Consider the following 16,806-nt stretch of genomic DNA (forward strand, 5'->3'; position numbering starts at 1 on the left):
CTGATAGCGTGAGGTCTGGCAGGCGTCGGTCTTTGAAGCAACGCCGGGTTTCGGCACCTGCAATCACGCCCGGCCGACCTATATCCAACTGAAGCTTGCCGATATCGAGCGGCTGTGTCGACGGGCGGAAACGTCGTTTGCAACGGCAATAGCTTGTTTGTTCGCATCACTTTCAGGGAGATAAGGAGCCATGATTTCTGGCGCACACATGATCATCTACAGCACGGATGCCGAGGCAGACCGCGCATTTTTTCGCAATGTCCTACGTTTTCCAGCAGTCGATGCTGGCGAAGGCTGGTTGATCTTCGCATTGCCGCCGGCCGAGATTGCCGTTCACCCGGCCGCCGAAGTCGACAGCCACGAAGTCTATCTCATGTGCGAAGACATCAATGCCACAATCCAAGAGCTGAAATCGCACGATGTTGAATGCACTTCGGTCGCCGATGAAGGCTGGGGCCTGCTCACGCATGTCTCGCTTCCCAGTGGCGGCTCGCTTGGCCTCTACCAGCCGAGGCATGCTTTGGCGCACAAGGCTGGGGCTGCTTAAGTGGCCGTTTTCCGCCCGGACGCACGACCCATTCAGATGCCCGCCCTCCGGCTGCACCCGCTCACTGGCTGCCGATCACCATGCGGTTGCCCTCGCTGTCGCGAAATTCCGCCACCGTGCGGCCTGGCTGCCAGGGCGCCTCCTTCGGTTCGGTGATGATCTCGACGCCGTCCGCCTTCAACGCGGCGATGGTGGCCTCGACATCGTCGTCGACCAGCACCAGCACCGGCTCCGCGCCTGGCGTGTCGTCGGCGCGCCTCACGAAATGCAGGTTCGTCACGGCGTCGGGAAATTTCAGCTCGATCCAGCGCCAGCCGCTATCGCCCATCTTCTCGTCGGCCGTCACCTTGCAGGCGAAATGCCTGGTGTAGAACGCCTTGGCGCGGTCCTGGTCGAATACCGGCAGTTCGGCAAACTGGATGTGCATGGTCGTCGCTCCTGCTCCTCGATGGCTGCTGCGTAGCCGTCCGCAGGTGGAAGTCGATCCGGGCGGCCGAAAAAATTTATAGCGTGCGAGAATCTTTTCGGGAACGCGAAACGTCTTCTGCTCAGACCAACCATTCAGGAGACGAACCATGGGCTACAAACTCATTCGCTACAGCGTGAAAGACACCGGGCTGGAAGAGAACCGCGCGCTGGTGGCAAAAGTGTTCGAGACGCTGGATGAGACGGCGCCGCAGAGCGTGCGCTATCTCGTGCTCGAACTCGACGACGGCGAGTTCATCCATGTCGTCGGCGAGGGAAATGACACATCCGCGCTGACCGGGCTTGCGGCCTTCGAGGCGTTCACGCAAAACCATGCGGATCGGCGCTCGACGCCGGTCAAGCGATCGCCTGCCAAAATCATCGGCAACTACCGTGTGCTTGAGGAGAGCAAGGCCGGATAGAATGGACGCCATGATCCAACCGAAATTCGATCGACCGGCGCTTGAGGCGATGCTCTCCGGGTTACGCCCAAATTGCACCGCTACTGCGCCCGCATGGCCGGCTCGGTGATCGACGGCGAAGACATCGTGCAGGAGACGCTGATCAAGGCGCTGCAGGCGGTCGACGGCAGCATGACGGTCGAACGGCCCGAGCAATGGCTGTTTCGCATCGCGCATAATGCCGCGCAGGACCATCTGCGCCGGCGCCATCGGGAAAGGTCGCGCATGACCGAGACCGACATGACCATGATCGAGGATCCTTCCGGCAGCGCCGACGCAAGGCTCGCCGCGGCGGCCGGCCTGCGCAGCTTCATGCAGCTCTCGGTGGCGCAGCGCAGCGCCGTGATCCTGGTCGACGTGCTAGGCCTTTCCCTGCACGAGACCTGCGAGGTGACCGGCGCGACGCTGGCCGCCACCAAGGCGGCGCTGCATCGCGGGCGGGCGCAGCTGCGCCTGCTGGCATCGCAGCCTGAGCACGTCGCCGCACCCAGGCTCGACGCCGATGACGAGCGAAGGCTGCACCGCTATGTCGATCTGTTCAACGCGCGCGACTTCGACGCGGTCAGGGCGCTGATCGCCGAGGATGTCCAGCTCGAATTGGTCAGCCGCCTCCGCATGCGCGGCAAGGCCGAAGTGTCGACCTATTTCGGCAATTACGAGCGCATGAGCGACTGGGCGCTGTCGCTGGGTTTTGTCGACGGCAGGCCGGCGATCCTGATCCGCAACCCGCAGGAGCCGGACGGCGCGGTGCGCGGCTTCATGCTGGTCGAATGGCGGGACGAGCGGGTCGTCCAGATCCGCGATTTTCGTTATGCACCCTGGTGCCTGATCGATGCCGAGATCAGCACGATGGAGGGGTAGGGGGAGGGTCGGCCTCCGGCCGCCCGCTATCCGCGCCGGCCGTCGCGCCAGCCAGCCGGCGAGACGCCCGCGAGCTTCTTGAAGCTCCGGCTGAAGGCCGCTTCGGACTCGTAGCCGACATCACGCCCGACCGCCGAGACTTTGGCCAGCCCATCGGTGAGCAGTCGTGCCGCCAGTTGCATGCGCCATCGCGTGAGATATTGCATCGGCGGGCAGCCGACGAGACGCGTGAAGCGGGCCGCAAGGACGGACCGCGAGACGCCGGTTTCGCGTGCGAGTTCTTCAATTGTCCAGCCACGCGCCGGATTCTCGTGGACAAGCGCAACGGCCCGGCCGACGGCGGGGTCGCGCAAGCCGGCCAGCCAGCCGGTCTGCTCCGGCGGCAGTGCCTCAAGATAGCGGCGAACGACCTCAACGAACATCAACTCGCTGAGGCGCAGGCGGATGCATTCAGCGCCAGGCCGCTGAGCGGACACCTCTGCCAGCGTTAGCTCGATCAGCCCGTCGAGCAGGTCGCTCGGTGCGCCGGCCGCGCGCCGGATGCGTATCAGCGGAGGAAGGGCCCCAAGCAGAGGATTGAACGGCCGTGCATCGCAGCCAAGGAAACCGCAGACATATCTGGTCAGGAGGGGGCCGTCGCCACCTTCGTTGACCACGAAGGGCAGTTGTCCGGCCGCCATGGCGCGAAAGAAGTCGAGCGAATCTTCCGGGCTCAAACCTGGTCGCACTCCGGGCGCACTGCACATCGCGTACGAATCCTCATGCGGGATCACAAGTATGTCGCCTTCGGCAAATTCCATCGGCGGACCGTCACCGATGCTGACCGAGCCCGATCCTTGGGTGATGATGTGGTAGGAAATCACATGTTGGGCGCGCGGCAGGATGAGATGGGCAAATGAATCCGCGCGCGGCACCTCCACGCTCCAGGGCGAAGAGGCATCGACCCAGAAGAAAAGCGCGCCGGTGAGCTTTACTACGCGCAGCACATCCGAAAGCACATCCTTGTCCGGCGCGGCCGAAGGTGCGGCATCGGCAACGACCTCTTCCGGTGGCCGCCCAGGCGATCGCGCCAGAACGGACGCTGCGGCAAGCGATTGAGACGCTGGGTCATGGAGCGTGCCCATGGCCAAGTCTACTATGCGCCGAACAGTATATCCACCGCGCATCCCGTGGAGTCCATGCGATCAACGGAGGTCGGCCATGTCTACCTATTGCTTCTTCGACGTGCGTGAAATCACCGACCAGGCCAAGGTCGAGCAGTATCTGGCAGGGGTCTTTGCAACGGTTGAACAGTATGGAGGGCGCTATCTGGTGCTGGGCGGGAAATGCGACCTTGTCGAAGGAGACTGGCAGCCGGTCTATCCGGTCATCGTCGAATTTGCCGACGGCGAGCATGCCCGGCGCTGGTATTCATCGCCCGAATACGAGCCGCTGAAGGCGCTTCGCGTCGCCGGAACCCGATCCAACGCAGTGTTCCTTGAAGGTGCAACGCCGGGATCGGAGCAAGCGGCGGCCCAGACCCGTCGGGGCAAGACATCGAAAACTCCGGCTGAAATCTACGACTCACTGTTCGTTCCAGCGCTGTTCCGACAATGGGGGCCTATCGTCGCCGCCGAGGCGCGAATAGGGAGGGGCGACTGCGTGATCGACATCGCCTGCGGTACGGGTGTGCTGGCGCTCGCGGCCCTCGACCGCGTTGGCGCGGAGGGCAAGGTGGTCGGGCTTGACCCCAATCCCGATATGCTTTGCGTTGCCCGCCGCAAAAGCACTCGCATCGAGTGGCGAGAAGGGCGCGCCGAGCAGGTTCCTTTCCCGGATGAAAGCTTCGACGCCGCAGTCAGCCAGTTCGGCCTGATGTTCTTCGACGATCGAGCAGCCGGACTGCGGGAAATGATGCGCGTGGTCAAGTCCGGCGGCCGGCTCGCCGTCGCGGTCTGCGACTCGCTCGACCAGTCGCCCGGCTATGCCGCAGTGGCGGATATGCTTGATCGGCTGTTTGGAAGCGACGTTGCCAACGCGTTCCGGGCGCCCTTTGTGCTCGGCAATGCGGAGTTGCTGCGCTCGCTCTGCGCGAAGGCAGGCATAGAGCGTGCCGAAGTGAAGCGGCACCGCGGAACGGTCCGTTTTGCCTCGATCGAGACGCTGATCTCGACTGAAAGAGCCTGCATCTGGACGTTGGGCGGGCTTTTGGACAACAAGCAGTTCAAGCGGCTTCTGGAGGAGGCCGAGCGGGCACTTATGCCTTACGTGACAGCAGCCGGCGCCGTCGCTTTCGACATGCCGGCGCTCGTCATCACGGCATCCAAGGACTGACGCTGGCGACCAGTCTGCGGTCAGGCGCTGCCTGCTTCACCTTCCCGCAAAGTCTATCAAACGACACGCACGCGGCGCGTCACCTGGCCATTGCTTTCCCAGTATGTGTGTTTCTTGGCAATCAAGGGATCGTCCATTGCCGGTTGAACCTGTCCCGTGGTGCTGACCGCGCGCGAGGTCACCGTGTGTTCTCCAGGCGACGGATTTGGCCAATCCAGGGACCAGATCTTCCAGGCGTGTTCGGCCTCCTCGCTGCGGTCGATGGTCGCCGGTGCCCATGGCGCTTGATCGATTTGCACTTCGACCCGATCGATCGGTGCCCCCCAGGCTGCCCCAATGATGCGGCAGTCCGAGTCCTTGCGGGTGACCTTCGCGGGCGCGGACTTGATCAGCGCTCGCCCGACTGAGTCCTCGGTCCACACGGTCTCGCCATTGCGCTCTTCCTCCCGGATGGTGACATAGTCACGCGCCATCAGAAGGCTCATGAAGCGGGTGTCGCGCACCTCGATGCGCTCCAGCCACTTGACGTTGGCGATGCCGTACCAGCCCGGAGCAATCAGCCGCAGCGGAAAACCATTGGCCGCCGGCAAGGCAGCTCCGTTCATTTCATAGCAGAGCAGGTTGTCTGGGTTGGTCGCTTCGGCAAGCGACATGCTGCGCGCGAAGTTCTGCTGCATCTTGACGTCGCGTATGGCGACTTCGCCTGTGTCAGTGCCGAAAAAGACCACCTCGATGCCATTTTCCAGGACGCCGGCTTCCTCGAGGATCGGGGCGAGCGGCGTCCCTGCCCAGCGGGCATTGCCGATGCCGCCGGTGAAAAACGGAAAACCGTGGTTGCCCGAGCATTCGACTGTGAAAACGACCTCCTGGCGCGGCCGCGCCTTGATGTCGGCGAGAGTCAGTTTCAAGGGCTTCTTGACCAAGCCACCGATCTCCATCGACCATGTCTTCTCGTCGATCGTTGGTCGATTGAAATGCGAGATGCTGAAGAACTTGTCGTTCGGCGTTATCCAGCTGTCCAGATCCTCCCAGACAAGCTGCTTCTGGATGCCGACCGGATCGGGATTTTCGGTCGGCTGGTCCAGCCACCGAATAACCTCCTCGCTCGCCCGTGTTGGAAAAGCGTAAGCCCGACGCGAGGTATAGAGAGCAGCAATTGCGGCAAGGGCAGCACTTCCCTGAACAAGAAGTTCTCTGCGTTGAAGATCAGGCATGTTGTTTCCTCCCAGTTGATCCGGGACCGGGCTGCACGTGCCTTAGGCCGCAGCCTGAACACGGATAGGCGCAATGAGCGTTTGCCCCACCCGGAAATTATCCGGACAGGTCAGGCAATCAGCGGCGCATCTCAAACATGTGAAGCCTTGGACGAAACTCTCGCTGGGTTTCGCCTTTTTAAGGGTGCGCCTTTGAGAGGAAAGAGTCCAGGTGTATGATGATCGTCTAATATTTCGGGATCAGGGAGGACAGCATGACGTCTTGGGAATCAAGGGACGCGAACTCGTCAATTGCACTGCGAATATGGCTGCAACTGTCAATTCAATGCGCTGCCCGACAAGGGCCATTGCCATGCCGTGGCCGGCATCCAGATCGATGAAGGTCATCATGGCGAGACCGTTCTCGACGGCCTGCGCATCGCCGCTATCTTCAAATGGCCCCGGCGCAATCCACGAGGGCAACGGCGAAGCCATCGCTTTCGTCGACGAGAAGGCAACCGACCAGCAGCGTGACGCGCTGCTGCGCATCATGACCGGCCAGGACACCGATCCGTTCGCGACGATGTTCGCCGTCTACGCCTCGACCGTGACAAAAATGAATGAGCCGGTCTTCACCAGGATCGATCTCGACCTCGATGTCGACGGCCGCAGGGGCCGCATCTTCGTCAAGGACTACATCGAAACGGTAGGCGAACCGATCCGCAACAAGGTGACTGGCGCGGACGCGCGCGCCCAGATCGTGTTGCCGAACGGCTTCGAATATGCGGTCGCCGAGATCGGCAGTGCTTCGAGCACAACCAGCGGGCCGGTTCAGGTGACCACTAAGGACAGTTACGGCCAGTTCGCGCGGCTGCATCTCAACAATCACGGGGTGGTGCGGGCCTGACGCGGTGCATGAACGGCGGATCGCCACTGGAACGGCTGCTCAGGCGCGACCGCGTCGTCACGATTGCGGGCGTGGTGGCGCTGTGCCTGCTGGCCTGGCTTTACATCGCCGCCGGCGCAGGGATCGGCATGAATGCGTGGGAGATGTCGAGGCTCGCGCTATTCCCCCACCTGCAAACTCCGAACATGACATCCGATATGCCCGGTATGGATATGTCTGGCATGGATATGTCTGGCATGTCCGGCATGGACATGAGCGCGATGGCGACGGAGCCGCGGGCCTGGGGGGGGCGCGAACTGGGCGCTGATGATCGCCATGTGGTGGGTCATGATGATCGCCATGATGTCGCCGAGTGCGGCGCCGACCATCCTGCTCTATGCGCGCGTGCATCGCCATGCGCTGGCACGGGGTCAGATCCAGGACAAGCTCGCGCCGACCGGCGTGTTCATGGCAGGCTACCTCCTGGTCTGGCTGGGGTTCTCCGTCGCGGCAACCGCATTGCATTGGCTGCTCGAACGCGAAGCCTTCGTTTCGGCGACGATGATGAGTTCGCAGAGCCGCTGGCTTTCAGCCATCGTCCTGATCGGCGCGGGGATCTATGAGCTCTCGCCCTTCAAGAACGCCTGCCTGTCGCATTGCCGGGCACCGACGGCGTTCCTTGCCCGCCACTGGCGTCCCCACGCAGTTGGCGCGCTGCGTCTGGGCGCATTGCACGGAGCGTTTTGTGTCGGATGCTGCTGGATACTGATGGCGCTGTTGTTCGTGGGTGGCATCATGAACCTGGTGTGGATTGCCGCGCTCGCCATTCTGGTGCTGGTTGAAAAGGCGTTTCCTGCCGGCCAGTGGGTTGGCCGGGCAGCCGGCATCGCCCTGATCGCCTGGGGCAGCGCAACGCTTTTGGCTGACGACCAGGGCCGCCTCTGTCGGCTCACAGTTCCTTTTCGGCCAGCTCGCGAAACGCATCGGGGACCGATTGCGATTGGCCAAGCGCGACCGAGGCATAGCCGACCGCCTCCCAGCCGAAGCGGTCGCGGATCTGGTCGATGGCGCGGTCGGCGGTCCAGCGCGCCGCGCCCTTCCTGGTGCCGGGGCGGCGGCTGTCGTCGTCGAGGCCGAGCGGCAATTCCAGCTGCAGGGCCGGTTGGTTCTCCAGATGCGAGACGGCGATCGCCAGCAGCGAGATGGTCTTTTCGTGCGGATGATCGACAAGCACCTTGCGCACCAGCGCCTCGGCGATCTCGGCCAGCATCGCGGTTGCCGAAATCGGCTGGTCGAGCGTGATCGAACGCGTCACCGAGCGCAGATCGGCAAAGCGAACGCGGACCGCCACCGTGCGGCCGGGCCGGGATTTCGCCCGCAGCCTGGTGGCGACCCTGTCGGCCAGATGCAGCAGGGTGGGCACGAAGATTTTTGCCTCGGCCGGTTTCCTGCCGAGCGCCGATTGCGCGCCGGCCGATCGTGCCCGGCGCTGCGTCTCGAGTTTTCGCGGGTCGCGGTTCCAGGCCAGCGCGTTGAGTTTATCACCTGCCGCCGGGCCGAGCAGACGCTCCAGCGACCCACCATTGGTCTTCGCCAGCTCGCCGATGGTGCGCACACCAATGCCGGCCAGCCGCTCCCTGGTGACCGGACCGACGCCCCACATCAGTTCGACCGGCAACTCGTGCAGAAAAACTCCAGCTCGTGGCGCGGATCGACCACCACCAGCCCGTCGGGCTTGGCCACCTGCGAGGCGATCTTGGCCAGGTGCTTGGTGCGCGCCACGCCGACCGAGATCGGCAAGCCAAGCTCGGCCCGCACGCGGCGGCGGATGGTTGTCGCGATCTCGGCCGGCGGGCCGAACAGGTGGGTGCAGCCGGCGACGTCGGCGAAGGCCTCGTCGATGGAAATCCGCTCGACCACCGGCGTGAAATCGCCGAGCACTTGAATAGCCGCATCGCCGAGCCGCTGATAATCCTTGAAATGGCCGCCGACGAAAATCAGCCCGGGGCAGAGTTCCCGCGCGCGCCGCCCCGGCATGCCGCCACGCACGCCAAAAGCCCTGGCCTCGTAGGACGCGGCCAAGACGACGCCGCCGCCGACGGCGATCGGCTTGCCGCGCAGGGCGGGGTCGAGCAACTGTTCGACCGAGGCATAGAAAGCGTCCAGATCAGCGTGGAGGATGTTGGCTTCCATCCGGCCCGTTCGCCCGCGGCGGTTCGAACGCCGCATTGTCTTGAGGGTTGGTTTTTTTGTTTTGAACAAAAAGAGAACAAATAGGGTGGATTGTCAAGGAGCCAGGAGGGTAGGGCGCAGGGCAATCGCTTCAGGTTTGCGCTGCCCCTCATCGCCCTGCCGGGCACTTCTCCCCGTATAGGGACGGGGAGAAGGACGCCGTCGCAAAGGATTTCGCCAATCTCCGGCGTTGCAGAAGTGGAGCCGACGCTGCGGCCAGCCCTTCGCCCCGTCACTATACGGGGAGAAGGTGCCGGCAGCGGGGCAGCGCCGACGTTACTCACCTCCAGCTTACGCCGCCTGCCGTGACCAGAGGCGGTGGCCGTAGCGGCGGAAGAAGCGCGCCAGGATCCGCTGCTGCCTGGCGCGGGCGAGATCGGCGCCGCGCCTTTCCTGGCGCCAGCGCGGCATGTTGCGATAACAGGCAATGAAGCGGGCGGCGTCCTCGAGCGCCTCCTCCGCCGACTGCGCCGGGCGGATCGCCGCCAGGAACAAGGCCTCGCCGAGCTTCAGCCGGTCGACCAGCGCCTTGCGCTGGCCATGGCCGAGGCGCGCCCGGCCTATGCCGTCGAGGCGGATAGCGGCGAAGGCGACGAGCATCGCCGGGCTGTCGCCGGTATAGCCGCAATCACGGGCGAACTGGGCGGAGAGGGCGTCCATCTTCGTCTCCTTGACTGGCGGCGGCGCGACGGAGACCCGGTCCCGTCGCCCATTCGTCTGGGGAATCTGACGCAAGCATAACTCACAAAGTGGCACAAGTTAAACTTTTGCATGGGTTGAGCGGAACCGACTCGACTCTTCGGGAAAATCCCGTAATGATGTGAACAAAACAGGAACTGAGGCATCAGGGACGATGGCATTGCCGGGCAAGGAAGCAACGATCGCCGAGGTCGTCTCGATCGCGGTCGAGTGTATCGATTGCGGTCGAAACAGATGGTGGAAGCCGGCCGAGCTGAGGCGTTTCGGGGTGACCGCGCAGACGCCGCTGGCGGCGCTGTCGGGGCGGCTTCGCTGCTCGGCCTGTCGCGCCGATGGCCTGCCGGGCGCGGCGGTCTCGATCCAGGCGGCGTTCATCGACGAGCGGCAGCAGCGCCGCGCCGAGGCGCGGATGCTTGGCGAGCGCGAGGTTCTGCTGGAGAGATCCAGGCGGGCTTGATGGCGCCCGCTTGCGGGCAGGGGAATCGCATGGGAAGCCGAGGCTTCGAGGCTTTCGCTCTACGATGGACCCCCACCCTAACCCTCCCCACAAGGGGGAGGGAGACTCCGTTGGCGCTGACCTCGGCAGATTGCTTGACTCGGCGCTAAGGGAAGTAAAGGCGCGGCAGCATTCCCTCCCCCTTGTGGGGAGGGTTAGGGTGGGGGTCCTCTTCGCAAGAATCCCTATTGCCCCTGCCGGCGATGCCGTTGCAGGGGAAGAAGGCGCTCGCCGCCGCCCTAGTACCCCAGCAGTTCCTTGAGCGGGATGACGCGCCAGACGTGTTTTATCGCGTAGCGGTTGAAGGTCAGCGTCTTCGGCGGATTGTACTGCTCGACGACCAACTCGGCGGCGGTCCGCTTGACCAGCTTTTTGATGAAGGCCTTGCCGTTGCGCTCGTTTTCCTCGGGAAACATCTCGATCACCACGTGGTCGCCGGGCACAGCGTCGCGGCCGCCGCAATAGAGCATCTCGCCGGGCTCGTAGCGCGGCACCATCGAGTCGGAGAGCACGTGCAGCGCGAACACCTTGCGCAGATGGGCGATGCCGGGCGGGCGCTGGACATAGCCGGCAACCTCGCCGTTGAAGGTGAAGTCGCCGTCGTCGCCGCCGACCGCGGCACCCAGAAGCTCGATGTCCATCGGGCCGCCGGGCAGGGGGGCGGCGTCGGTGACGATCTCGGCGTCGGCGACATTGTCGGCGTCGTCGAGGAAGACGATCTCGCCCTTGCCGAGCGCCACCGGGTCGACGCGCAGGAAGGCGGCGGTCTTCAAAAGGTTCTCGGTTTTCGGCAGGTTGCGGCCGGTTTCCCAATTGCCGACAGCGGCGACGTCGGTGTCGTTGTGCTCGGCAATATGGCGCATCACCAGGCCGCGCTGCTTGCGCGCCTTGCGGATCGCCGCCCCGACCTTGATCGACAATGAGGTTTTCGCCATGGCGCCATCTGAAACATAAGAATCGGTTTCGTCCATGAAAGAATAGCTTGCATATTTTTTGAGTTATGCTTATATATAGCTATGCACAAGCCACGTCGCTCCATCTCGCTTTCCCATCCGTCCCGGCTGTCCTCCTCCCCGGCCGGGACGAAGCCCGAGGCTCGCGCCCTCGGATCCGGTCGCCCTGCCGTCAGCGGCGGCGACCGGAACGGCCGGATCCGTCCCCTCACGGCTCCGGCCCGGAATTTCGGCGCCGCCGCGCCGCCCCTCACCTGCCTGCCGGCATCCTCTCCCCGTCAACGGGGAGAGGGGCGCAACTTCGGCATCGACGCAACCTTTCAATGGACCAACGCCATGCCCGCCTACACCGATACAGTATCGCAAAGCATCGCCCGCACGCCGGCCAGGCTGGCGCCGCCGGTCTGGCTGCCGCAGCGCCCGTTGGTGCGCGAGATCCACGGGCCCGACGGCGAGGCCCTCAAGCTGCCGGCGCCGCGCCCCGCTGCCGCCGTCGGGCGCCAGCCGCATGTCGCGGCCATGCGCTTCATCGACTGCCTGTTCAACCGCTGCCGCGCACCGCTCGACCTGACGCTGGAGGAGGACCCCGAAAACGACGCGCCCGGCAGCCGGCCGGCACTGGAGATGCTGTGCTGCGGCCTGCGCACGCGGCCGCTGAAAAGCTACTGCGCCTATCACGCGGCGCGGTTCTGCGACCATCGCCGTACGGCTCTCGCGGACGCAGCGCGAGCGGCATCGGTCGAGAGTTTTCTCGCCAAGCCCGGCGGCCCGGTTCCTCGCCCCCGCTGCGCGGAGGAACCCAGGTTCTGCGAAGGCAGCAATGAAACGAGGAGCCACAGATGAGCAAGAAGACCGCCCAAAAGGCCAAGCCGCCCAAATTACCCACGGGCGAGGCCGAGCAGGTGCGTATCCGCACGCAGGTCGGCCATGATTTCGCGCTGAAGGACGATGCTTTCGGCCGCAAGCGGCTGGCGACCGGCACGCTGGAGGCGAGGCGCGTCTATGAGGTGTCCAATAGCGGCCACACGGCGACCGGCGGCATTGTGCGCGTGCGCAACGTCGACCCGCTGACCGGCATCACCTCGCTGTCGCGCCAGCAGCGCGAGGCGGGCATGCGCTACCGCGAGGATTTTCGCGTCTCGGCACAGGACGGCGTCAAGCCGATGGCGCTGACCGAGCGCGTCGACGGCGGACGCATCGGCGGCGGCGTTGCCGACCGCATCCTGTCCGCCGGCCGCGCCTATGCCGACGCCACCAGGGCGCTTGCGCATTGGGAGGTGTCGGTCGTGGTGCAAAAAGTCTGCTGCGCCGGCGAAACGGTGAAGAGCCTCGCCGAACAGACCGGCGAGCCGCGGGATGTGCTGTCGAAACTGCTCAAAATCGGGCTGGACTTGCTGGCGGTGCATTACGGCATGATGCTGATGCGGCGGCCGCGGTGAAGGGGCAAACGGGGCGTTTGGCAATGCGTTTTGGCCAGCGTCCTCCAATTGAAGGGCGCGGGTTTCCCGACGGCCTGTTACGCTGCGCCATTGCTGGTAGATCACAATGCCAAAGATGCCGCAAAACGCTCATTTCGCAGATACGGCGCCGACGTCTTCGGCGCTGACCGCGTATGACGAGCACTGCATGCTGACTTACATCCAGCTGCTCGATGCTTCGGCGGACGGGGCCGATTGGCGTGAGGTCGCCCACAGCGTCCTGCACATTGACCCTGAGCAGGAGCCGGAGCGGGCATTCCGCGCCTGGGCGACGCATCTGGCGCGTGCCCGCTGGATGACCGGGGTTCGTGTCGATCGGCATGATCGTGGCACGGAATGACGCCGGAGATTTTTTGTGGAACTGCCATCCCAATCTGACCGTTTAGATAGGAAATCAACTGGGAAGCGCCCGATGAACTCTTGGCAAATCAACACTTTGGAGGCCTGCTGCCTGCTTGCCGTCCCGCTGTCGATGATCCTTACGGTTCTGGTGGCGGGTTTTATCCTTGGCTGAGTCTGCACCGTTTCAGTAAAGGAGACGGCACGCATCGCGCCAGCGGCGCGAGTTGCGCCCTGGCATTCATCGCGCGACACCTTCAGCGACGACAAAAGCGATCCTGCCTCTCAGTCCTTGGCGCGTTCCACATACGCGCCATCAGCCGTCATCACCACCACGCGGGTGCCGGCGGTGATGTGCGGCGGAACCAGCGTGCGCATGCCGTTGGACAGCGTCGCCGGCTTGTAGGACGAGGACGCCGTCTGGCCCTTGGTCACCGGCTCGGTTTCGACCACCTCGAAGGTGGCGCGCTGCGGCAGCACCAGCGAGATGGCGATGCCGTTGTACTGGGAAATCTGCACCGCCATGCCTTCCTTGAGATAGGGCGCCATCTCGCCGACCACGCTTTCCGGCACCGCGACCTGGTCGTAGCTTTCCGGGTTCATGAAATGATAGCCTTCGGCGTCGTGGTAGAGGAAGGTATGCTCGCGCTCCTCGACATAGGCGCGCTCGACCTGCTCGGTGGTGCGGTAGCGCTCCGAGACCTTCACCCCGTCGGAGATGCGGCGCATGTCGAGCTGGGTCACCGGCGTGCCCTTGCCCGGATGGATGTTTTCGGCAAAGAGGATCACATAGAGCTTGCCGTCCTTTTCGACGACATTGCCTTTGCGTAGGGAACTGGCGATGACCTTCACGGGCTTTATTCCTAACAGCGTTGACTGGCCTGGGAGCGCCGACCGGCGCAAATCGGCTGCGGGAGCCGTCCGGTGCGGCCTAGCGCATCTTGGCGGCAATCGCCAGTCCTCGATGCAAATCCTGTCGTCATGACCGCCGCCTCGCCTTGGTGGACGCCCGATGTTCACGCCGACCGGCGGCCGCGGCTGATCCTGCGCAATGCCATCACCGCGGCCCTGCGCGACTGGTTTGCCCGCGGCGACTTCGTCGAGGTCGAGACGGCGGCGCTGCAGGTCTCGCCCGGCAACGAGGCGCATCTGTCGGCCTTCGCCACCGAGGCGATCGGCCCGGATGGGCGGCACCTGCCGCTCTATTTGCACACCTCGCCGGAATTCGCCTGCAAGAAGCTGCTCGCCGCCGGCGAGAAACGCATCTTCAGCCTGAGTGCCGTCTATCGCAACCGCGAGCGCGGCCCATTGCACCATCCGTCCTTCACCATGCTCGAATGGTACCGGGCCGATGAGACCTACGACAGCCTGATGCAGGATTGCGCCGGGCTTGTCGCGCTGGCCGCCGAGCGCGCCGGCACGAAACGCTTCGCCTTTCGCGGCCGCGAGGCCGATCCGTTCGCCGAGCCGGAACGGTTGAGCGTCGCCGAGGCTTTTATCCGCTATGCCGGTATCGATCTGTTGGTCACGGTCGCCGCCGACGGCAGCACCGATCGCGAGGCGCTGCATGCGGCTCTGGTCCAGGCCGGCTTGCGCACCGCGCCCGACGACAATTGGGCCGATCTGTTCAGCCGGGTGATGGTGGAAAAGATCGAACCGGGGCTGGGGCAGGGGCGCGCCACCATTCTTTACGGCTATCCGATCTCGGAGGCCGCCCTTGCCCGGCCGAGCGCCGATGACCCGAGGACCGCCGAGCGCTTCGAGCTCTATTGCTGCGGCGTCGAACTGGCCAATGCGTTCGGCGAGCTGACCGACGCCGACGAGCAGCGCCGGCGCTTCATCCTCGAAATGGACGAGAAGCAGCGCATCTACGGCGAACGCTATCCGATCGACGAGGATTTCCTCGCCGCACTGGCCATCATGCCGCAGGCAAGCGGCGCCGCGCTCGGCTTCGACCGGCTGGTGATGCTGGCGACGGGGGCGGGCAGGGTCGAGGATGTGATGTGGACGCCGGTGGCGGGGTGAAAGTCAGCGCCTGTCCGCACCGGCCTCGATGATTATGTGCTGGCAGACATTGTCGATGTCGCGAATGACGTCGTCGTTCCAGAAGCGCAGGATGGTCCAGCCGCTGCTCTTCAAATAAGCGCTGCGTGCTGCATCGCGCTCCGCGTGTTCAGTGTTCGCGTGCTGGCTGCCATCGACCTCGACGACTAGGCGGTGTGTCGGACAGGCAAAGTCAACAATGTAGGGTCCGATTGGCACTTGCCGGCGAAAGCTCAGCCCCATCAATCGATGGGCGCGAAGCTCGTTCCATAGTTTCAACTCGGCGTCGGTCATCACACGACGCATCGATTTTGCGTTCTTGCGCTGATGCGGCGGAACGAGATCGTGACCCATCAGACACCCTCGCTTTGGAGATTAGCGACGTCAATGCCTTCGCCAGCCTTGCCGCGGTTTCCATCCCCCTACCGCCCCATCAGCAAAGCGACGATCAGCCGCTGCAGATTGCCGCGCGGGGCGAATTCTACCCGGTCGAAATCGCGGCTTGCCTGCCGCTGCGCCTGGGAGAGTTCGGCAAGCCGCCTGGTCATTTCGGTCCTGATCTTGCTGCAGCCGGGATCGTCGGGGACGGACAGGCCGATGGTCGCCGTCTCGATCTTGCGGACCATGTCGACGATGATATCGCCGTGCACCTTTTCGTGGGCGGCGAGGCCAGCGGCAAAAACGTCCCAGCTTTTCTGCACGGCGGCCGGAATTGGCCCGGACGCTTTGGGCAAGGTATAGGTTATGATGAGTTTTGGGCGCGCCGACACCAGCGCGCAGGCATTGCCTTGCCGCTGATAGTCCCTGACCCAGGTCAGCTTGAAATTGGTATAGGCCATGGCGCGGACCCTGCTTTTGCCGATCGTCGGCCCGCGCTCGCCCATCGAGGCATGGAGTTGGGGACCGGTCTGCCCTGAAACGGCGTAGGTCTCGACCTTCTCGACCGGCTTCCAGCCCGCCTGCGCCGGCGACGCCAGCAAAATGGCCAGGAGCAGGTACGTCAGAACGGCTGTTTTCATGCGAATCCCCGGGGCGATGCCTTTGGTGTGCTGAGATCATCAACGCATGGCCGGAATGCGGTCAAGGCGCCGTTGCCAAACTCGCCGTTCGCATTTCGCGTCGAAAGAACCAATCAACGGCGATGTGCCGCAAACTCAATCCTCTTGGCGGGTTCGTTTTGAAATCTTCTTTCTCATTAAACTCTATAAACTTAGTAGAGTTAACGCCACAAGCGTTTTGCGAGGAGCCCAAATGTCGAAAAATCTGGTGGTGGGGCTGTCGGGCAACCTGACCCGTCCGTCGAAGACCAAGGCGTTCATCAGCCACATCGTTGCGGAGGTGGCGAGCAGCACCGGTGCAGCCTCGACCGTTTTCGACATCGAGGATCTCGGTCGGTCGTTTCCGCTGGCAAGGCGCATTGGCGATCTGGATCCATCGGCCAGGAACATCGTCGAGCGATTGCTGGGCGCCGACGTCCTGGTGGTTGGCTCGCCGACTTTCAAAGGCAGCTACACCGGGCTTTTCAAGCATTTCTTCGACCTGCTCGACCCGTCATCCCTGCGGGGAAAGCCGGTCATCCTTGCTGCAACCGGCGGCGGCGATCGTCATTCGCTGATGGTCGAACATCAGCTGCGGCCGCTGTTCGGCTTCTTCGAGGCGCTGACCCTGCCGACCGCGATCTACGCCTCCGACAAGGACTTCGCCAACGGCGTGCTGGTGTCCGAAGCCATCCATGCTCGCGCCAGGCAAGCGGTCGCCGAAGCATGCCGGGCGGTGCCACGCAGCGTCGGTCTTGCCGCCTGAACACGCCACCGGCCCCGTGTCCTCAATCCGCTTCCCG

At 64.0% G+C, this 16,806-nt stretch carries 18 protein-coding genes and 3 pseudogenes; 12 read left to right on the forward strand and 9 right to left on the reverse strand.

Annotated features, from left to right (window positions below; all coding sequences use genetic code 11):
• Positions 1–190 precede the first annotated feature (190 nt).
• Positions 191–547 carry an extradiol dioxygenase gene (locus M727_RS0120675; RefSeq protein ID WP_027154264.1) on the forward strand — a complete coding sequence of 119 codons (357 nt, stop codon included), beginning with the start codon at positions 191–193 and terminating at the stop codon, positions 545–547.
• A gap of 61 nt (positions 548–608) precedes the next feature.
• Here M727_RS0120675 and M727_RS0120680 read toward each other — a convergent pair whose 3' ends face one another.
• On the reverse strand, positions 609–974 hold the full coding sequence (locus M727_RS0120680; protein WP_027154265.1) for a VOC family protein: 366 nt from the start codon (positions 972–974) through the stop codon (positions 609–611).
• 148 nt (positions 975–1,122) lie between these two features.
• Here M727_RS0120680 and M727_RS0120685 point away from each other — a divergent pair, with 148 nt between their 5' ends.
• On the forward strand, positions 1,123–1,434 hold the full coding sequence (locus M727_RS0120685; protein ID WP_027154266.1) for a hypothetical protein: 312 nt from the start codon (positions 1,123–1,125) through the stop codon (positions 1,432–1,434).
• Between the two features lie 72 nt (positions 1,435–1,506).
• A complete protein-coding gene (locus M727_RS36925; RefSeq protein ID WP_245268715.1) occupies positions 1,507–2,334 on the forward strand; it encodes a sigma-70 family RNA polymerase sigma factor in 828 nt (275 codons plus the stop codon).
• 26 nt (positions 2,335–2,360) lie between these two features.
• Here the strand turns inward: M727_RS36925 and M727_RS0120695 are convergent, their stop codons facing one another.
• Positions 2,361–3,458: an AraC family transcriptional regulator gene (locus tag M727_RS0120695; protein WP_084646813.1), complete on the reverse strand. Its 1,098-nt coding sequence runs from the start codon at positions 3,456–3,458 to the stop codon at positions 2,361–2,363.
• A 76-nt stretch (positions 3,459–3,534) separates the two neighbouring features.
• Between M727_RS0120695 and M727_RS40215 the strand changes: the two genes are divergently transcribed.
• The gene (locus M727_RS40215; RefSeq protein ID WP_198032663.1) at positions 3,535–4,647 is read left to right on the forward strand and encodes a DUF1330 domain-containing protein; all 1,113 of its coding nucleotides are present in this window, start codon (positions 3,535–3,537) and stop codon (positions 4,645–4,647) included.
• 56 nt (positions 4,648–4,703) lie between these two features.
• Here M727_RS40215 and M727_RS0120705 read toward each other — a convergent pair whose 3' ends face one another.
• Positions 4,704–5,861, reverse strand: coding sequence for a sulfite oxidase (locus M727_RS0120705; protein WP_027154269.1), 1,158 nt, complete (start codon positions 5,859–5,861; stop codon positions 4,704–4,706).
• A gap of 262 nt (positions 5,862–6,123) precedes the next feature.
• On the opposite strand from M727_RS0120705, the pseudogene M727_RS36930 reads away from it, so the two are divergent.
• Together M727_RS36930 and M727_RS43125 are read left to right on the forward strand one after the other, a co-directional pair.
• Positions 6,124–6,747: pseudogene (locus M727_RS36930) on the forward strand (DUF1326 domain-containing protein).
• Positions 6,748–7,089: 342 nt separating this feature from the next.
• Positions 7,090–7,578, forward strand: a pseudogene (locus M727_RS43125) (DUF2182 domain-containing protein); the annotation flags it as partial.
• Between the two features lie 97 nt (positions 7,579–7,675).
• On the opposite strand, the pseudogene dinB reads toward M727_RS43125, so the two are convergent.
• Positions 7,676–8,919, reverse strand: a pseudogene (dinB, locus tag M727_RS44020) (DNA polymerase IV).
• A gap of 330 nt (positions 8,920–9,249) precedes the next feature.
• Complete coding sequence (locus M727_RS0120725; RefSeq protein ID WP_027154270.1) at positions 9,250–9,618, reverse strand: hypothetical protein; 369 nt, start codon at positions 9,616–9,618, stop codon at positions 9,250–9,252.
• Between the two features lie 193 nt (positions 9,619–9,811).
• Between M727_RS0120725 and M727_RS0120730 the strand changes: the two genes are divergently transcribed.
• Entirely contained in the window at positions 9,812–10,114 is a 303-nt protein-coding gene (locus M727_RS0120730; protein WP_027154271.1) for a hypothetical protein, read from the forward strand.
• 278 nt (positions 10,115–10,392) lie between these two features.
• Here M727_RS0120730 and M727_RS0120735 read toward each other — a convergent pair whose 3' ends face one another.
• Positions 10,393–11,088 carry a helix-turn-helix transcriptional regulator gene (locus M727_RS0120735; protein WP_027154272.1) on the reverse strand — a complete coding sequence of 232 codons (696 nt, stop codon included), beginning with the start codon at positions 11,086–11,088 and terminating at the stop codon, positions 10,393–10,395.
• A 354-nt stretch (positions 11,089–11,442) separates the two neighbouring features.
• Between M727_RS0120735 and M727_RS36945 the strand changes: the two genes are divergently transcribed.
• The 3 genes from M727_RS36945 to M727_RS0120750 all read left to right on the forward strand — a co-directional run bounded on the left by M727_RS36945 (position 11,443) and on the right by M727_RS0120750 (position 12,924).
• Complete coding sequence (locus M727_RS36945; protein ID WP_348627176.1) at positions 11,443–11,949, forward strand: hypothetical protein; 507 nt, start codon at positions 11,443–11,445, stop codon at positions 11,947–11,949.
• A complete protein-coding gene (locus M727_RS0120745; protein WP_027154273.1) occupies positions 11,946–12,545 on the forward strand; it encodes a DUF6456 domain-containing protein in 600 nt (199 codons plus the stop codon). The genes M727_RS36945 and M727_RS0120745 overlap by 4 nt, the downstream gene beginning before the upstream one ends.
• 115 nt (positions 12,546–12,660) lie before the next feature.
• A complete protein-coding gene (locus tag M727_RS0120750; protein ID WP_198032666.1) occupies positions 12,661–12,924 on the forward strand; it encodes a hypothetical protein in 264 nt (87 codons plus the stop codon).
• A 284-nt stretch (positions 12,925–13,208) separates the two neighbouring features.
• Here M727_RS0120750 and efp read toward each other — a convergent pair whose 3' ends face one another.
• Positions 13,209–13,775, reverse strand: coding sequence for an elongation factor P (gene efp / locus M727_RS0120760; protein ID WP_027154275.1), 567 nt, complete (start codon positions 13,773–13,775; stop codon positions 13,209–13,211).
• 129 nt (positions 13,776–13,904) lie between these two features.
• Here efp and epmA point away from each other — a divergent pair, with 129 nt between their 5' ends.
• Positions 13,905–14,948 carry an EF-P lysine aminoacylase EpmA gene (gene epmA / locus M727_RS0120765; protein ID WP_027154276.1) on the forward strand — a complete coding sequence of 348 codons (1,044 nt, stop codon included), beginning with the start codon at positions 13,905–13,907 and terminating at the stop codon, positions 14,946–14,948.
• A 3-nt stretch (positions 14,949–14,951) separates the two neighbouring features.
• Here epmA and M727_RS0120770 read toward each other — a convergent pair whose 3' ends face one another.
• Positions 14,952–15,320 carry an endonuclease domain-containing protein gene (locus M727_RS0120770; protein ID WP_027154277.1) on the reverse strand — a complete coding sequence of 123 codons (369 nt, stop codon included), beginning with the start codon at positions 15,318–15,320 and terminating at the stop codon, positions 14,952–14,954.
• Between the two features lie 68 nt (positions 15,321–15,388).
• Positions 15,389–15,985 carry a DUF922 domain-containing protein gene (locus M727_RS0120775; protein ID WP_027154278.1) on the reverse strand — a complete coding sequence of 199 codons (597 nt, stop codon included), beginning with the start codon at positions 15,983–15,985 and terminating at the stop codon, positions 15,389–15,391.
• A 232-nt stretch (positions 15,986–16,217) separates the two neighbouring features.
• Between M727_RS0120775 and msuE the strand changes: the two genes are divergently transcribed.
• Complete coding sequence (gene msuE, locus M727_RS0120780; RefSeq protein ID WP_027154279.1) at positions 16,218–16,769, forward strand: FMN reductase; 552 nt, start codon at positions 16,218–16,220, stop codon at positions 16,767–16,769.
• Positions 16,770–16,806: the final 37 nt, after the last annotated feature.

The organism is Mesorhizobium sp. WSM2561 (assembly GCF_000513915.1).
Lineage (GTDB): Bacteria > Pseudomonadota > Alphaproteobacteria > Rhizobiales > Rhizobiaceae > Mesorhizobium > Mesorhizobium muleiense.

Excerpts from the sequence above, each read along its gene's own strand:
- M727_RS0120675 (WP_027154264.1), top strand. The coding sequence starts at position 191 with ATGATTTCTGGCGCACACATGATCATCTACAGCACGGATGCCGAGGCA.
- M727_RS0120680 (WP_027154265.1), bottom strand. The coding sequence starts at position 974 with ATGCACATCCAGTTTGCCGAACTGCCGGTATTCGACCAGGACCGCGCC.
- M727_RS0120685 (WP_027154266.1), top strand. The coding sequence starts at position 1,123 with ATGGGCTACAAACTCATTCGCTACAGCGTGAAAGACACCGGGCTGGAA.
- M727_RS0120695 (WP_084646813.1), bottom strand. The coding sequence starts at position 3,458 with ATGGGCACGCTCCATGACCCAGCGTCTCAATCGCTTGCCGCAGCGTCC.
- M727_RS40215 (WP_198032663.1), top strand. The coding sequence starts at position 3,535 with ATGTCTACCTATTGCTTCTTCGACGTGCGTGAAATCACCGACCAGGCC.
- M727_RS0120705 (WP_027154269.1), bottom strand. The coding sequence starts at position 5,861 with ATGCCTGATCTTCAACGCAGAGAACTTCTTGTTCAGGGAAGTGCTGCC.
- M727_RS0120725 (WP_027154270.1), bottom strand. The coding sequence starts at position 9,618 with ATGGACGCCCTCTCCGCCCAGTTCGCCCGTGATTGCGGCTATACCGGC.
- M727_RS0120730 (WP_027154271.1), top strand. The coding sequence starts at position 9,812 with ATGGCATTGCCGGGCAAGGAAGCAACGATCGCCGAGGTCGTCTCGATC.
- M727_RS0120735 (WP_027154272.1), bottom strand. The coding sequence starts at position 11,088 with ATGGCGAAAACCTCATTGTCGATCAAGGTCGGGGCGGCGATCCGCAAG.
- M727_RS36945 (WP_348627176.1), top strand. The coding sequence starts at position 11,443 with ATGCCCGCCTACACCGATACAGTATCGCAAAGCATCGCCCGCACGCCG.
- M727_RS0120745 (WP_027154273.1), top strand. The coding sequence starts at position 11,946 with ATGAGCAAGAAGACCGCCCAAAAGGCCAAGCCGCCCAAATTACCCACG.
- M727_RS0120750 (WP_198032666.1), top strand. The coding sequence starts at position 12,661 with ATGCCGCAAAACGCTCATTTCGCAGATACGGCGCCGACGTCTTCGGCG.
- epmA (WP_027154276.1), top strand. The coding sequence starts at position 13,905 with ATGACCGCCGCCTCGCCTTGGTGGACGCCCGATGTTCACGCCGACCGG.
- M727_RS0120770 (WP_027154277.1), bottom strand. The coding sequence starts at position 15,320 with ATGGGTCACGATCTCGTTCCGCCGCATCAGCGCAAGAACGCAAAATCG.
- M727_RS0120775 (WP_027154278.1), bottom strand. The coding sequence starts at position 15,985 with ATGAAAACAGCCGTTCTGACGTACCTGCTCCTGGCCATTTTGCTGGCG.
- msuE (WP_027154279.1), top strand. The coding sequence starts at position 16,218 with ATGTCGAAAAATCTGGTGGTGGGGCTGTCGGGCAACCTGACCCGTCCG.